This window comes from Geobacillus sp. Sah69 (assembly GCF_001414205.1).
Taxonomy (GTDB): Bacteria; Bacillota; Bacilli; order Bacillales; family Anoxybacillaceae; genus Geobacillus; species Geobacillus stearothermophilus.
On sequence record NZ_LLKS01000005.1, the window covers coordinates 12076 to 27235 of the forward strand.

Below are 15160 nucleotides of genomic sequence, written 5' to 3' on the forward strand. Positions count from 1 at the left end.
ATTTTCCCTTGCAAGTGCAGAGAAGGCGTGTTCTGAGATAGCTTTGCTCTGCAAATCAAAAAAGAGCGCCCTAGTTTGTCGATTAGGGCGCTCTTTCTATTTTCTAAATGGTTCTCGCTTCGTTGCTTCTACTTCACCCCCACCGTCTGGCTTTGGCGGATGGCTTGACGCAAGTCGTCCAAAATGTCGTCGATCGACTCCGTGCCGACGGACAGGCGCACAAGGCCCGGGGTGACGCCGGCGGACAATTGTTCGTCCGGGCTCAGCTGCTCGTGCGTTGTGCTGGCCGGGTGGATGATGAGCGATTTCGAATCGCCGATGTTGGCCAAATGGGAGAACAGCTTCACCGAGTCGATCAGTTTTTTCCCGGCTTCGACGCCGCCTTTGATTTCAAACGTGACGATCGCACCTTGCCCGTTTGGCAAATACTTTTTCGCGAGTTCATGTGACGGATGGCTTGGAAGCCCCGGATAATTGACCGATTCGACGGCTTCTTCCTCTTCCAAAAACTTAGCAACAGCGAGCGCATTTTCGCTATGGCGCTGCATCCGTAAATGAAGCGTCTCTAATCCTTGCAAAAGCAAAAACGCGTTAAACGGCGACAGCGCCGCTCCTAAGTCGCGCAACAGCTGGATGCGCGCTTTCGTGATGTACGCCGCTTCGCCGACGGCATCCACATACACCAACCCGTGATAGCTTGGGTCTGGCTCGGTGAACTCCGGAAACTTGCCGCTCCCTTTCCAGTCAAACTTGCCGCTGTCGACAATCACGCCGCCGATCGAATTGCCGTGCCCACCGATAAACTTTGTCGCTGAGTGGACGACGATGTCGGCGCCGAATTCAATCGGCCGCAATAAGTATGGACTGGCCACCGTGTTGTCGACAATGAGCGGAATGGCGTGGCGATGGGCGATGTCGGCGACCTCTTCAATGTCAAGCACATCGTTTTTCGGGTTGCCGATCGTTTCCGCAAACAACGCTTTCGTTTTGTCGGTGATGGCCTTCTCAAAGTTTTCCGGATCGGACGGATCGACAAACTTCACCGTAATGCCAAACTTGCGCAGCGTATGAGCGAACAAGTTGTACGTGCCGCCGTAAATGGACGACGACGACACGATTTCATCGCCCGCCGAGGCGATGTTGATGATCGAATAAAACACCGCCGCCTGCCCTGATGAGAGCGCAAGCGCCCCGATCCCGCCTTCAAGCGCCGCGATCCGTTTTTCAAGCACATCGTTCGTCGGGTTCATAATGCGCGTATAAATAAACCCTTCCTCTTTCAAGCCAAACAAATTGGCCGCGTGCTCGCTGTCGCGGAACACATATGAGCTTGTTTGGTAAATCGGCACCGCCCGCGCGCCCGTTTCCGCATCCGGTTTTTGCCCGGCGTGGATGGCGAGCGTCTCCGGGCGGAAGGTTTGTTCATTGCTCATCGTTTCCTCTCCCCCTCTTTGATCCCTCGAGATCTCATATCCTACTAAATCAATTGGTTTTTCTTATAAAGAATCTATCACTGGATCACAACGTTTGTCAATTATATTTTTTTAATAGTGAAAAAATTTTTATTGAAAACAGAGCCTGCCGGTGGGCAGGCCTCCTATTTGTTTCATCACCGTTTTCCAATTTCCTCTATTAACAGCTTATTGACAAGCGGCGGATTCGCTTGCCCTTTTGTTGCTTTCATCACTTGGCCGACAAGGAAACCGAGCGCGCGGTCTTTGCCGTTTTTATAGTCTTCCACCGACTGCGGGTTGGCGTCAAGCACTTCGAGCACAATTTTGCGCAACGCTCCTTCGTCGGAAATTTGCACGAGCCCTTTTTCTTTGACGATTTTCTCCGGGTCGCCGCCTTTTTCAACAAGCTCTTTGAACACTTTTTTCGCGATTTTCGACGAAATCGTGCCGTTTTGGATGAGTTTGATCATGCTTGCTAGGCTTTCCGGCGTCAAGGCGATGTCATGCAGCTCTTTTTGTTCGGCGTTTAAGTACCCGGACACTTCGACCATGAGCCAGTTCGACGCCAGTTTTGGATCAGCGCCGTTGGCGACCGTTGCTTCGAAGAAGTCGGCCATTTCTTTGGTCAATGTCAGCACTTTGGCGTCGTATTCCGGCAGGCCCCATTCTTCGACATACCGCTTCCGTCGGGCGTCCGGCAGCTCCGGAATCGAGGCGCGGACGCGCTCTTTCCATTCGTCGTCAATATAAAGCATGACCAAGTCCGGCTCCGGGAAGTAGCGGTAGTCTTCCGAGCCTTCTTTGACGCGCATGAGGATGGTCGTTTTTGTCGCTTCGTCAAAGCGCCGCGTTTCTTGACGGATGACGCCGCCCGAGAGCAAAATTTTCTCCTGCCGCTTCGCTTCGTACTCGAGCCCCATGCGGACGAAGTTGAACGAGTTTAAGTTTTTCAACTCCGTTTTCGTACCGAATTGGTCCGATCCGATCGGCCGGAGCGAAATGTTGGCGTCGCAGCGGAGCGATCCTTCTTCCATTTTGCAGTCGGAGACGCCCGTGTATTGGATGATCGCTTTTAATTTTTCCAAGTAGGCGTACGCCTCTTCCGGCGAGCGGATGTCTGGCTCCGAGACGATCTCAATGAGCGGCGTCCCTTGGCGGTTAAAATCCACGAGCGAATAGCCGTCGCCTGTATGCGTCAATTTGCCCGCGTCCTCTTCCAAGTGAATGCGGGTGATGCCGATTTTTTTCTTTTTCCCGTTCACTTCGATTTCGATCCAGCCGTTTTTGCCAAGCGGCTGGTCGTATTGCGAAATTTGGTACGCTTTCGGGTTGTCCGGATAAAAATAGTTTTTGCGGTCGAATTTCGTCTCGGTCGCGATTTCGCAGTTTAACGCCATCGCTGCTTTCATCGCAAACTCGACCGCCTGCCGGTTCAACACCGGCAGCACGCCCGGATACCCTAAGTCAATGACGTTCGTTTGCGTGTTTGGGGGCGCTCCGAACGCGTTCGGGCTGCTGGAGAAAATTTTCGATTTCGTTTTCAGCTCGACGTGCACCTCAAGTCCGATGACCGTTTCAAAGTTCATCACCTACCCCCCCTTACAACACCGGTTTTTGCTTATGGTAGTCAGTCGCCTGTTCAAAGGTGTGGGCGACGCGATAGACCGTGCTTTCATCAAAGTGCTTGCCGATGATTTGCAAGCCGACCGGCAAGCCGTCGACAAAGCCGCACGGCACGGAAATGGCCGGCACGCCCGCCAGGTTGACCGGAATCGTTAAAATGTCGTTTGCGTACATCGTCAGCGGATCACTCGTTTTCTCACCGATTTTAAACGCCGGAGTCGGCGTTGTCGGGCCGATGATGACGTCATATCGTTCAAATACGTTTTCGAAGTCGCGCTTGATCAACGTCCGCACTTTTTGCGCTTTTTTGTAATACGCATCGTAATAGCCCGAGCTTAACGCGAACGTCCCGAGCATAATGCGGCGCTTGACCTCCGCCCCGAATCCTTCGCTCCGTGTGAGTTTATACATATCGATCAAGTTTTTCGCGTTGTCCGTCCGGTAGCCGTAGCGGACGCCGTCAAAGCGGGCGAGGTTCGCCGAGGCTTCCGACGAAGCGAGCAAGTAGTACGTCGCCAAGGCATATTTCGAATGCGGAAGCGACACTTCTTCCCACGTTGCACCGAGCTTCTCAAGCACGGCAAGCGCCGCCAGCACCGACTGGCGCACGCCTTCGTCGACGCCTTCCCCTAAATATTCGTTCGGCACGGCGATTTTCAATCCTTTGATGTCCCCGGTCAACGCCTCCACATAGTTCGGCACCGGCACGTTTGCCGATGTCGAATCCATCGGATCGACGCCTGCAATCGCCTGCAATAAGTAGGCGTTGTCTTCGACCGTGCGCGTAATCGGACCGATTTGGTCCAGCGACGACGCAAACGCGACAAGCCCGAAGCGCGAGACGCGGCCGTATGTCGGCTTCAAACCAACAACCCCGCAAAACGCCGCCGGCTGGCGGATCGAACCGCCCGTATCCGAACCTAAAGCAAACGGCACTTCCCCTGCCGCCACCGCCGCCGCCGAACCGCCGCTCGAGCCGCCCGGAACGCGCTCTAAGTCCCACGGGTTGCGTGTCAGCTGAAAGCCAGAGTTTTCCGTCGACGAACCCATGGCGAACTCGTCCATATTCAGCTTCCCGATCGTAATGGCGCCCGCAGCGTTCAGCCGCTCCATAACGGTCGCGTCGTAAATCGGGTCAAAGTTGTATAAAATTTTGCTGGCGCATGTCGTGCGCAATCCTTTTGTGACGATGTTGTCTTTAATGCCGATCGGCAAGCCGAACAGCGGGTTCGTTTCTTCGCCTTTGGCGAGCTGGTCATCCAACTCTTTCGCTTTCGCCCGCGCCTGTTCTTCATTTAATGTTAAAAACGCTTGCACTTTTTCTTCCACTTCGCCGATGCGTCGGTACGATTCGTCGACTAAATCGGAAATCGACACTTCTTTTTTCTGCAGCAACGTATGTAATTCTGATACGGAATGGTCAAAAAGCGACATAAATCCCCCTCCTTACTCTAAAATGGCCGGCACACGGAACTGGCCGTCTTGCTGATCCGGCGCGTTTTTCAACACTTCCTCGCGCGGCAGCCCCGGTTCTGGAATATCCTCGCGCATCACATTTCTCATATCAAGCACGTGCGAAGTCGGCGGAACGTTCTCCGTATCCAATTCATTCAACTGCTCGGCAAACGTAATGATCGCATCGAGCTGTTTCGTAAACATCTCCGCCTCTTCATCGGTAATCGCCAACCGCGCCAAATCGGCGACATGTTTCACTTGGTCAATGGAAATTCGCGACATAGTTTCACCTCCAACGAGTTCGACCTATCACAATACCATGATGATACCAAACTTTTATCCAATGAAGCAACCGTTGTCACGTGTTCTGGGCGAGAATCAATCTATATATTCACGATGCAAACGAATATACGTTCTATAACATCTCCCAATAGCGAAGGCAGGCGTGAAACCGGGGGGATTTGATGTTTGATGTAGGAATATTTCGTTTTCCTGAACAGCGCACGATGGGATGGCACACGCATGAGTAAACGGTTGATGGGAGGAAAAGGACGCGCTCCTATTTTAGACACTGGAAGGAATCGCTCGTGACGCCTTTTTTTATTCAAAGAAATACGATAAAATGAAAGCACAAGGAGGGAAATTGCATGTCGCTGCCAAATCAAAATCATCCATGGACATATGCAGATTACGTAATCTTCATCGCATTGCCAAAAGTATTCGCTTCCATGGGAGAACCCTCCTGACAAAAATCGGGAGGATTTTTTTGCACCGATATGGAATAAATCCTTGACAAACAAGGAATGTGAAGGAGTTTGCCCGCCATGGATGTTCAAATTTTCTTAATTGACAATCCCGAACATATGTACTATAATGACTGTAACGGACGAAAAAGGGGGAATCATGACGATGAGTGACGCTTTGCTCACCCAAGTGCTCGACCGCCTAAGCGCCATGGATGGCACGCTGCAAAAGCTCGTAGAGGGCCAAGAGCGGCTCGAGCGGGAACAAATCGCCATTCGCCAAGAACAAGAAGAAATTCGAAAAGAGCAACAAGAAATTCGGAGAGAACAGCAAGAAATCCGAAAAGAACAACAAGAGATTCGAAAAGAACAACAAGAGATTCGAAAAGAGCAGCAGGAAATCCGCCTGGAACAACAGCGTCTGCGTCAAGAACAAGATTCGCTTCGCGCTGGGCAAACGGAATTAAACGGCATCGTGGCTGCTCTCCTCCACCGCCAAGACGAAACAGACGCCAAACTGGAAGCTCTCGCCGCTGACGTCCACCAGCTTCACCGGGAATTTTCCTCATTGAAACAAACGGTGGACCGCCTCGAACAAAAAATGGACTCCCGTTACGAACAATTGGCTGCCCAAATCGAAGACATCAAGCTGGACTTGAATTTTATCGCCCACCGCACCGTCGACAACGAACGAATCATTTACAAGCTGAAAGAAATGCTGTTCCGCTGATCGATTCATCTAAGAGGAGGCCGCTGCCATGCATGTCGCGTTTGACCATCTCGTCCATCTCGTCGAACGACCGGAGCAAGTGAAAATGGCGTTTGAACAATGGGGGCTTGTAGCCATCCACGGCGGCCGTCATCCATCATGGGGAACGTACAACGCCTTATGTTACGTGGAGCATTTGCGCTACATCGAGTGGATCGGCATTGCCGATATACAGACGGCGAGAACGTGCGGAAACCCGCTCATCACTCAGCTTGTCGCCGACCGCCAAGAAGAAAGCGGCTTCTCCCAGTTTGCCTTTCGCACGAACGACATCGAAGCGGTGGCGGCGCAGCTCAAAAGCAAAGGATTCGCCCCAGTCGGTCCGCTCCCCGGCAGCCGCGAGCGCGATGACGGCAAGCAGCTCACATGGTCGATGCTGTTTATCGAAGACGACACAGACGGCGCGTTTCGCTATCCGTTTTTCATTCAATGGGGCGACCGTGATGACGTACGCATGAACGAGCTGGCGCCGCTCATGAGACACCCGATTGGCTCTGTTTCGCTGTCGTCAATTAGCCTCTACACCCTCGATCTCCAGCGGACGGTCAACGGCTACCGCCGGCTGTTTGACTTGCCCGAACCCGATGTCGGGCGCGATGAAGCGGGAGCATACGCGGAGCTCGCTGTCGGCGGCATTGCGATTCGGTTCTATGAGGCTGACCGCCGTCATCCATCGACGCGCCCGTTTTCGTGCCGGCTTGTGGGCGTGCAGAAACCGCGCCGCATCGAAATCGAGGGCGCCACGTACATCATATCTGGCTCTTGACGGCCATTGTATTGCCACATGCTGCGCCCCCTCGCGCTAGGCGCCGTGCCAGCCCTTGGCGAATGCATTCCCACATACTCCCCTTTGCCGCTGAATAAGATGGAGTAACCGCTTCTTGATTATCGCAAACCATAGATGGCAAAGGGGGAGTCCAACCGTGTCCCACCCGTATGTTTCTCCAAAACTTTCAGCGGAATGATCCCAACCACGCGCCCTTGATGACGCAGCGCCGCCTCAGCAACCTCTCCCATCAAGCCCCGTGTCCCTCCGCCGTAAATGAGCGTAATGCCGCTTCGGGCTAAAAACGTTCCGAGCGCTTTCGCCGCTTCCTTATATCTCCCATCGTTTCCATTGCTTGATCCGCAAAACACGCAAATCGCCTTCAAGTCTCACACCCGCCTCCTGCCATAACCTGTTGCTCGTTTTGCATCCGTTTTCGAGTGCTGCGCTCATTTTCCTACCGTCATTATACAATGCTCTCCCTGTTCTTTCCACCATCGTTCGGACGGCCTTTTCACGCAAAAAAGGGCCGCTGCTGCAGCCCTTTCCGCTTCCTTCATTTTTGGAGAATCAAATGTTCGGATCACTCCGTTCGCCGTATCCCAAATAACGCGATGATGCCGACCTTATTGATAAATATGCACAAACGGCTCGTCTGCTTTCGCCTGGCGCACGATGAGGCTTTCCGGCTGACCGGCTGAGGCGATGTAGACATTAACGGTGATGTAGTCCGGGAATTTTTCCATCACCAAGCCGGTCACGTATTGGGTAAAGCCGATCACTTCCGCTTTGCCGTAAAACGGCATCGTAATGTTGATCGTTAACTTCTGAAGCTGGTCGTTGACGTACAATCCTCTGCCGACGATGCCGGTGTAGTTCGGGAAAAAGTCTTCAACGTCTGATTTAAAATTATTGAATTTGATCCAGTCATCGCGATGGTTCTTTTCCGCCTCATCGGACGGGAATAAATAATATTCCTCGTTCACCGCTTCCCAATCATCGATCGTGGCGCTTCCGTCGTCAACATGGGTGACCGCGAAAAAGTGGCCCGGAATCACGGACGAGCGCGGCGCCTGTTTGTACAAGGCAATCGTGATCGGCACGTTGCCGAGCCCTTTGATATTTCGCAGCCGCTTCAACACCTCGGCGGCGATCCGCTTTCCTTCCCGTTCGATGACATCGTCTTTGATTTTCACTTCGCGTGGATACCCTTGCTCGGTTGAGTAGTAGTGGACGGAATTCAACGCCAGGCCGATGGCGACGCCACCAAGCTTCACCTTGTCGTTATCGACTTTCACTAAGTAGTCGTGCTCCAAAATGCTGGCCAGGTAAATCGGGCTTTGTTTGTTTTTTTGCTCATTCGTTCCTTTGTCGCTGATCGGCGGGTTTAAGCCGATGTTGTCTTCCGGTTTCATTTTCTCTGCCTTCAGCTGGCTTTCCGTCCGCTTGCGGGCGAGCCAGCGCCCGATCGTTTCGCTGTCCAAATATTGCCCTTCCTGCAACAAATATTCATCCGGGGAAAATTGCTCAGATGCCAAGCGCATCAGCCCGGTTTCAAATTCATCGACATCAAGCCGGGTGTTGACGTCGTTGACGACCCGCCCGCGCGCCCCGGACGGCTTAAAAGGCAAGACAACGCGGTAATACGAATCAGAAATGTTGTATTTCGGGATGACCGCTTCTTGCTCTTTGCTTCCTTTGTCTTGCACGACTTCCTCACCTTTGTCAAACTTCGGCGCACACGCAGACAACAAACAAATCGAAGCGAGCCCGACAACGGCCAACCGTTTTCGGGTCCGATTCGTCCAACGACAAGCAACGAAACTGCGCAGTAGTGAGATTTGTTTCATCGTTTCCCCCTGTTGATCTCTTGCAAAAATCGTGGTTCGTCCCAAATCTCAATGCCAAGCTGCTGGGCTTTCTCCAACTTCGATCCGGCATCCTCGCCGGCGATGACAAGGTCGGTGCTGCGGCTGACGCTGCCGGTGACGCGCCCGCCAAGCCGCTCAATTTGTTCTTTTGCTTCATTGCGCGACATCGACGCGAGCTTGCCGGTCAAGACGACCGTTTTGCCGGCGAAGGCAGAGTCAGCAGGCGCTTCAGCCGACCGCTTCGGCCCTTTGTAAGCCATATTGACACCGTAAGCGCGCAGCTCCTGGAGCAGCTCAGTTGCTTCGGGTTGGGCGAAGAACGCCGTGATCGCATCCGCCATTTTCTCTCCGATTTCGGGGACGGCCATCAACTCCTCTTTCGTCGCCCGTTCGAGCCGCTCCATCGTTTCAAAATGCTCAGCCAAAAGTTGGGCGGCTTTCGCTCCGACGTAGCGAATGCCAAGGCCAAACAGCAGCCGTTCAAGCGAGTTTTGCTTCGACGCCTCAATCGCCGCAAGCAAGTTGGCCGCCGACTTTTCCCCCATCCGTTCCAACCCGACAAGCTGTTCCTTCGTCAGGCAGTACAAATCGGCGACATCGCGGACAAGGCCGGCGTTAAACAGCTGGGTGACGACTTTTTCGCCCAAACCCTCGATGTTCATCGCCGCCCTTGAGGCAAAATGGATGAGCCGCTCGCGCAGCTGGGCCGGGCAGTTCGGGTTCAAGCAGCGGAGCGCCACTTCCCCCTCGAGACGGACGAGCTCGCTTTCGCATTCCGGGCAGTGCGTCGGCATCGCAAACGGCGTTTCATCCCCATCGCGCCGGTCAACGACGACGCCGACCACTTCCGGGATGATGTCGCCCGCTTTTTTAATGATGACCGCATCGCCGATGCGAATGTCTTTTTCCCGTATAAAATCTTCATTGTGAAGGGTGGCGCGCTGCACCGTCGTGCCGGCGACGCGCACCGGCTCTAAAATCGCCGTCGGCGTGACGACACCCGTGCGGCCGACGTTCACCTCAATGCCGATTAACGTCGTCACCACTTCCTCGGCTGGGAACTTGTAGGCAATCGCCCAGCGCGGGCTTTTCGCCGTCGCGCCAAGCGCCCGTTGCTGGGCGAATGAGTCCACCTTAATAACGATGCCGTCAATCTCATACGGCAGCTGCGGCCGCTTGTCGTGCCACTCGCTGACAAAGGCGATCACCTCATCGATATTGGCGCAGCGCCGTCGCTCTGGGTTTACTTTAAACCCGAGCGCCTGCAAATAATCAAGCGCTTCGCTGTGTGAAGCGATGCCGAGCGCCTCGGCGTCGGCTAAGCCATATACAAACAAATCCAGCTGGCGCGAGGCCGCCACTTTCGGGTCAAGCTGGCGGAGCGAGCCAGCCGCGGCGTTGCGCGGGTTGGCAAACAGCTCCTCGCCGCGGGCTTTTCGCTCCTCATTCAAGCGCAAAAACGACGCTTTCGGCATAAACGCCTCGCCGCGCGCTTCAAGCGACACCGGTTCTTTCAGACGGAGAGGCAGCGAGCGGATCGTTTTCAAATTTTCCGTAATGTCTTCACCCGTCGTCCCGTCGCCGCGCGTCGCCCCTTGGACGAAATAGCCGTCTTCATAGCGGACCGAGACGGCGAGGCCATCGATTTTCAGCTCGCATACGTACGCCGCTTCCCCGACTTCCTGACGGACGCGGCGGTCAAAATCGCGCAAGTCTCCTTCGCCAAACGCGTTCGCCAAGCTCATCATCGGAACGCGATGCGCCACTTTGCGAAACGCCTCAAGGGGCGGACCGCCGATGCGCTGGGTCGGCGAATCGCTCGTTTTGAGCTCCGGATATTGTTCCTCAATGGCGATGAGCTCTTGCATCAACCGGTCATACTCGGCATCTGGAACAGACGGGCGGTCAAGCACATAATATTCGTACCCGTAGCGGTTCAACAGTTCGCGCAGCTCGGCCGCGCGCCGTTCGGCTTGTTGGCGGTCCATACGTTCACCTGTTCTCCTTTCCTACACTTTCTCAATCGGCGCAAATTTGGCAAGCAGTCGTTTAATGCCGATCGGGCTCGGGAAGGCGATGTCGAGCTCTTGGTCGTCGCCGCCGCCGCGGACGCTGACGACGGTGCCGATGCCCCATTTCCGGTGATTCGCCCGATCGCCGACTTTCCACGATCCCACGGCGCCGCTTGCCTGCGGGCGCGAAACGGCCGAGCGGGAGGCGCCCGCTTGGCGGCGCGAGGCTGTCTCAAGCAAATGCGCCGGAATTTCATTCAAAAAGCGCGACGGCGGGTTCATTTGGATGTTGCCAAACAGCGTCCGCATTTGCGCGCTCGTCAGCACAAGTTCTTCCTCCGCGCGGGTGATGCCGACGTACGCCAGCCGCCGTTCTTCTTCCATCTCATCGTCATCCTCGAGAGAGCGGTTGTGCGGGAAAATGCCTTCTTCCATGCCGATCAAAAAGACGACCGGAAACTCGAGCCCTTTGGCGGCATGCAACGTCATCAACATGACGGCATCTCCTTCAGCGGCCTGTTCCGTCCCGTTCAGCTCGTCCAAATCGGAAATGAGCGCCAAGTCGGTTAAAAAGGCGATGAGCGATTTATCGTCGCTCACATTTTCAAAATGCTTCGTCACCGACAAAAACTCATCCAAGTTCTCGAGCCGGCTTTGTGCTTCAATCGTCCGCTCCGCCTTGAGCATCTCGCGGTAGCCCGATTTGTCGAGCACTTCTTCGACGAGTTCGGTGACGGAGACGTATTCTTGCAGCTGTGTCCATTGCTCGAGCTGGCTGCGGAACGCGGCGAGCGCCCCGGCCGCTTTGGCGCCAAGCCCGATCATCTCTAGCTCGCCGAGCGCCTCAAACAAGGACAGCTCATGATCGGCTGCATAGCGGACGAGTTTGTCGATCGTCGAGGCGCCAATGCCGCGTTTTGGCACGTTAATGATGCGAAGCAAGCTTAAATCATCGTCCGGATTGGCGATGACGCGCAAATAGGCGAGAATGTCTTTAATTTCTTTCCGGTCATAGAACTTTAAGCCGCCGACAATTTGATACGGAATGTTCGCTTTCAGCAACATTTCCTCCATGACACGCGACTGGGCGTTCGTCCGGTACAAGACAGCAAAATCACGGTAGCGGCGTTCGCCGCGCTCCACCGCCTCGCGGATGCGTCCAGCGACAAACTGCGCTTCGTCCGCTTCGTTCATCGCCTCATAATAAAGAATCGGCTTTCCTTCCGGGTTTTCCGTCCAAAGCCGTTTCGGCTTCCGGTTGACGTTATGCTCGATGACTTCGTTCGCCGCTTGCAAAATGCGCTTCGTCGAGCGGTAGTTTTGTTCAAGCAAAATGACTTTTGCGTTCGGATAGTCGCGCTCGAACGACAAAATGTTTTGGATGTCCGCCCCGCGCCACCGATAAATCGATTGGTCGGCGTCGCCGACGGCGCAAATGTTTTGAAAGCGTTCCGCCAGCTTTTTGACCAGCGTATATTGAGCGCGGTTCGTATCCTGGTACTCATCAATATGGATGTACTGAAACTTATATTGGTAATAGTGAAGCACATCCGGCACGCGGTCAAACAGTTGGATCGTCGTCATGATCAAATCGTCAAAATCGAGCGAATGATTGCGAAGCAGGCGCTGTTGGTATTCTTGATACACATCGCTGACGACTTTTTCGTAATACGTCGAGGCCCGCTTCGCGAATTGCTCCGGAGGCAACAGCTCGTTTTTCGCCGCGCTGATCGTGCCTAAAATCGTCCGCGGCTCAAATTTTTTCGGGTCTATGTTTTTTTCTTTTAAAATCGTTTTCATGACCGAAAGCTGGTCCGTCGGATCAAGGATGGAAAAATTGCGGTTGATGCCGATGCGGTCAATGTCGCGGCGCAAAATGCGGACGCACATCGAGTGGAACGTCGAAATCCAGACGTCTTCCGCCGCCCCACCTAAGAGCGACTGCACACGTTCCCGCATTTCGCGCGCCGCCTTGTTCGTAAACGTAATGGCCAAAATGTTCCACGGCGCCACATGCTTTTCCGCCATCAAATAGGCGATGCGGTGCGTCAACACCCGCGTTTTCCCGCTTCCCGCCCCCGCCATAATGAGCAGCGGGCCTTCCGTCGTCCTGACGGCTTCTTGTTGCTCTTTGTTTAAATGGGCGAGCAGCTGTTCCGATAAAAAGTTCATTGTTTTCACCACCAATACACCATATGTTCTATTTCGCCTCATTCGCCCGCTTTACGGCGTCCACGGTCAGCAGCGCCTGTTCAAACGATTCGTAAACGGCGTTGCCGACGACAACAGTATCCGCCCGGCGCGCCATCTCAGCCGCCTGCTCCGGTGCGGTGATGCCGCCGCCATAAAACAGCTGCGTCTCGCCGAGCGCCTGTTTCACTTTTTCCACCAAGGCGGGGTCGCCGTATATGCCGCTATATTCAACATAAAAGATCGGCAGCTTGTACAAATGTTGAGCGAGGCGAGCGTAGGCCACCACATCGTCTTCGCTCAGGCCGGCGTCGGCTTCGGTGAGCTTCGCCGCCTTGCATTCCGGATTTAAAATGCAATACCCCTCGGCAAAAATCTCATCCCAATTCATGATCTCGCCATATTGTTTCACCGCCTCATGATGGCGGCCCACCACCCAGTCGACATGGCGGCTGTTTAACACGATCGGAATGAAATACGCATCAAACCCCGGCGTCAAGGCCTCAAGATTTGTGACTTCAAGCGCGCATGGCACCGAAAAACGGCGGATGCGGGCCAATAAATCGAGCACACCATCGAGCGTCACCCCGTCCGTTCCGCCGACGATGACGGCATCCGTCCCCGACTCGCAAAGGCGCTCAAGGCGCTCATCATCGATCGGTTTGTTCGGATCGAGCTTAAACACATGGCGCCAGGCGCGAATCTCTTCCATGACAATACCCCTTCCACTCTGTTCTCCATTGTTTCATTATAACAAATCCGCAAAAAGAAAAGGAGTTCCTTTGCGAATGGAAGGAATCTCCTTGCCTGCTTAGTCTGTCACCGATTCATTCTCTTCTTGCGGTTGTTCCTCTTTAATGCGGTCAAGCGCCATGGCATAGGCATCGTTTCCATAGTTGAGGCAGCGTTTGACGCGCGAAATGGTCGCCGTGCTCGCTCCGGTTTCCGTTTCAATTTTATGGTACGTATACCCTTCCCGCAACATGCGGGCGACTTCCAGACGTTGGGCAAGCGCCTGAATTTCGTTGACGGTGCATAAATCATCGAAAAAACGGTAACACTCTTCCAAATCGCGCAGCGACAAGATGGCTTTAAACAGTTGATCAAGCTCTCTGCCGCGCAGCTTGTCGATTTGCATGTTTGTCTCCTCCTTGCTTTGGCGAAAAACGATTTGGTGGACTGTTGGCGCTCTCCTCTTTATGTTTATGGTTTGGAAAACCCGCCGGCGGCCGTTTTCGGGTCACCGCCATTGCACGATCGCCAGTTCCGGAACGATATTGATCCACGTTTTGCCTGGCACGAACCCGACCGGCGCCCCATCGCGGTATGGCAGCAGCCGGCCGTCGACATTTTTCCATTCAATCGGCTGGATGATGCCGTTTTGCAGCAAATAGCCTTGGCCGCCGGACGTGAGGTCAACGTCGCGCCGCCCATGGCTGTCGATCACTTGATGGCGGGCGGTGATGATCATCACGTTTTGCGCCACAACCGGGTCGCGCGTATCGTAATCGACCGTCTGCTCGCCGCCGCTGTATCGGTAATACCCATGCCGTTCCGGAGCATAGCGGTATTCCACTTGGGCGTACGAGCGGTGCGAATAGGCGATGTGGACCGTCCCTGCCTTTTCCCCGCTCGGTTTGTCCGCGCGAAACGGCAGCGGAGCGACATCGTCCGTCCAAGCATACCCGTTTTGTTCCGCCCCTTTTTCAATGTTGGCAAACGTAATGTACGAGTTGTGCGGCGCCTTGCGGAAGGAAACGCGCTTAAACAGCGTTCCGTCATAAAAGAGCCCGTTCAAATAATCGGTTTCCCCCTGCTCGAGCCGCGCTTTCGCTTCCGGGCTCCATCCATGGCAAACATAAATGGCATTGTAGCCCTCGCTCAAATCAATATAATAATCACGCGCACTCCGCACCGGTCCGACTCGTTCCGGCTGTTCGCTTTGGTAAAGCGCCAAAAAGCGGGTGATATCCCCCTCAGCGAGCACCTCATACACGATGTCCGCCTTGCTTAATCCCGACTGTGGACGCGCCTTCGGATGGTTGTTGACCATCACGCCGATGACCCGTTGATGAACGTTCCCTTTCGCCGGCAGCCCGGTCAGCGGGAACGTTTGTTTTTCCTCCGCCGGAGGCTTGGACGGCTGCTCCTGCCGAGGAGCCGGTTTGGCTGGTTCAGCCTGCTTCGGCTCGCTTTTGGTCGTGCAGCCCCCTAACAACAATACCGCGCAGCTGATGACGAACAGCCAATGTTTCAATGGACACACAACCCTTTCTT

The 15160-nt window shown here is 54.4% G+C and carries 12 protein-coding genes and 1 pseudogene; 2 read left to right on the forward strand and 11 right to left on the reverse strand.

The window, feature by feature from the left end; genetic code table 11:
- Positions 1 to 128 precede the first annotated feature (128 nt).
- The 4 genes from AP057_RS00375 to gatC all read right to left on the reverse strand — a co-directional run bounded on the left by AP057_RS00375 (position 129) and on the right by gatC (position 4814).
- Positions 129 to 1433, reverse strand: a complete 1305-nt coding sequence (locus AP057_RS00375) for a homocysteine synthase (RefSeq protein WP_055357789.1) — start codon at positions 1431 to 1433, stop codon at positions 129 to 131.
- A gap of 176 nt (positions 1434 to 1609) precedes the next feature.
- Complete coding sequence (gene gatB / locus AP057_RS00380; protein WP_055357790.1) at positions 1610 to 3040, reverse strand: Asp-tRNA(Asn)/Glu-tRNA(Gln) amidotransferase subunit GatB; 1431 nt, start codon at positions 3038 to 3040, stop codon at positions 1610 to 1612.
- Positions 3041 to 3053: 13 nt separating this feature from the next.
- A complete protein-coding gene (gene gatA, locus AP057_RS00385; RefSeq protein ID WP_055357791.1) occupies positions 3054 to 4511 on the reverse strand; it encodes an Asp-tRNA(Asn)/Glu-tRNA(Gln) amidotransferase subunit GatA in 1458 nt (485 codons plus the stop codon).
- A 12-nt stretch (positions 4512 to 4523) separates the two neighbouring features.
- A complete protein-coding gene (gene gatC / locus AP057_RS00390; RefSeq protein ID WP_014194780.1) occupies positions 4524 to 4814 on the reverse strand; it encodes an Asp-tRNA(Asn)/Glu-tRNA(Gln) amidotransferase subunit GatC in 291 nt (96 codons plus the stop codon).
- Positions 4815 to 5435: 621 nt separating this feature from the next.
- Here gatC and AP057_RS00395 point away from each other — a divergent pair.
- Together AP057_RS00395 and AP057_RS00400 are read left to right on the forward strand one after the other, a co-directional pair.
- Positions 5436 to 6005 carry a hypothetical protein gene (locus AP057_RS00395; RefSeq protein ID WP_055357792.1) on the forward strand — a complete coding sequence of 190 codons (570 nt, stop codon included), beginning with the start codon at positions 5436 to 5438 and terminating at the stop codon, positions 6003 to 6005.
- A 28-nt stretch (positions 6006 to 6033) separates the two neighbouring features.
- Positions 6034 to 6810 carry a VOC family protein gene (locus AP057_RS00400; RefSeq protein ID WP_055357793.1) on the forward strand — a complete coding sequence of 259 codons (777 nt, stop codon included), beginning with the start codon at positions 6034 to 6036 and terminating at the stop codon, positions 6808 to 6810.
- A gap of 152 nt (positions 6811 to 6962) precedes the next feature.
- On the opposite strand, the pseudogene AP057_RS00405 reads toward AP057_RS00400, so the two are convergent.
- From AP057_RS00405 to AP057_RS00435, 7 genes and pseudogenes are all read right to left on the reverse strand, one after another.
- Positions 6963 to 7196: pseudogene (locus tag AP057_RS00405) on the reverse strand (LOG family protein); the annotation flags it as partial.
- 240 nt (positions 7197 to 7436) lie between these two features.
- On the reverse strand, positions 7437 to 8660 hold the full coding sequence (locus AP057_RS00410; protein WP_055357794.1) for a CamS family sex pheromone protein: 1224 nt from the start codon (positions 8658 to 8660) through the stop codon (positions 7437 to 7439).
- Positions 8657 to 10669 carry an NAD-dependent DNA ligase LigA gene (gene ligA, locus AP057_RS00415; RefSeq protein WP_053532555.1) on the reverse strand — a complete coding sequence of 671 codons (2013 nt, stop codon included), beginning with the start codon at positions 10667 to 10669 and terminating at the stop codon, positions 8657 to 8659. The genes AP057_RS00410 and ligA overlap by 4 nt, the downstream gene beginning before the upstream one ends.
- Before the next feature lie 21 nt (positions 10670 to 10690).
- Complete coding sequence (gene pcrA / locus AP057_RS00420; RefSeq protein WP_049624738.1) at positions 10691 to 12865, reverse strand: DNA helicase PcrA; 2175 nt, start codon at positions 12863 to 12865, stop codon at positions 10691 to 10693.
- 28 nt (positions 12866 to 12893) lie between these two features.
- On the reverse strand, positions 12894 to 13595 hold the full coding sequence (locus AP057_RS00425) for a heptaprenylglyceryl phosphate synthase (protein WP_055357795.1): 702 nt from the start codon (positions 13593 to 13595) through the stop codon (positions 12894 to 12896).
- Between the two features lie 99 nt (positions 13596 to 13694).
- Positions 13695 to 14021, reverse strand: a complete 327-nt coding sequence (locus AP057_RS00430; protein ID WP_033016672.1) for a YerC/YecD family TrpR-related protein — start codon at positions 14019 to 14021, stop codon at positions 13695 to 13697.
- A gap of 102 nt (positions 14022 to 14123) precedes the next feature.
- Positions 14124 to 15140 carry a DUF3048 domain-containing protein gene (locus tag AP057_RS00435; RefSeq protein ID WP_055357796.1) on the reverse strand — a complete coding sequence of 339 codons (1017 nt, stop codon included), beginning with the start codon at positions 15138 to 15140 and terminating at the stop codon, positions 14124 to 14126.
- Between the last annotated feature and the right edge of the window lie 20 nt (positions 15141 to 15160).

What these genes read in the sequence shown, in the direction of transcription:
- AP057_RS00375 (WP_055357789.1), bottom strand. Translation starts at nt 1,433, where the DNA reads ATGAGCAATGAACAAACCTTCCGCCCGGAGACGCTCGCCATCCACGCC.
- gatB (WP_055357790.1), bottom strand. Translation starts at nt 3,040, where the DNA reads ATGAACTTTGAAACGGTCATCGGACTTGAGGTGCACGTCGAGCTGAAA.
- gatA (WP_055357791.1), bottom strand. Translation starts at nt 4,511, where the DNA reads ATGTCGCTTTTTGACCATTCCGTATCAGAATTACATACGTTGCTGCAG.
- gatC (WP_014194780.1), bottom strand. Translation starts at nt 4,814, where the DNA reads ATGTCGCGAATTTCCATTGACCAAGTGAAACATGTCGCCGATTTGGCG.
- AP057_RS00395 (WP_055357792.1), top strand. Translation starts at nt 5,436, where the DNA reads ATGACGATGAGTGACGCTTTGCTCACCCAAGTGCTCGACCGCCTAAGC.
- AP057_RS00400 (WP_055357793.1), top strand. Translation starts at nt 6,034, where the DNA reads ATGCATGTCGCGTTTGACCATCTCGTCCATCTCGTCGAACGACCGGAG.
- AP057_RS00410 (WP_055357794.1), bottom strand. Translation starts at nt 8,660, where the DNA reads ATGAAACAAATCTCACTACTGCGCAGTTTCGTTGCTTGTCGTTGGACG.
- ligA (WP_053532555.1), bottom strand. Translation starts at nt 10,669, where the DNA reads ATGGACCGCCAACAAGCCGAACGGCGCGCGGCCGAGCTGCGCGAACTG.
- pcrA (WP_049624738.1), bottom strand. Translation starts at nt 12,865, where the DNA reads ATGAACTTTTTATCGGAACAGCTGCTCGCCCATTTAAACAAAGAGCAA.
- AP057_RS00425 (WP_055357795.1), bottom strand. Translation starts at nt 13,595, where the DNA reads ATGGAAGAGATTCGCGCCTGGCGCCATGTGTTTAAGCTCGATCCGAAC.
- AP057_RS00430 (WP_033016672.1), bottom strand. Translation starts at nt 14,021, where the DNA reads ATGCAAATCGACAAGCTGCGCGGCAGAGAGCTTGATCAACTGTTTAAA.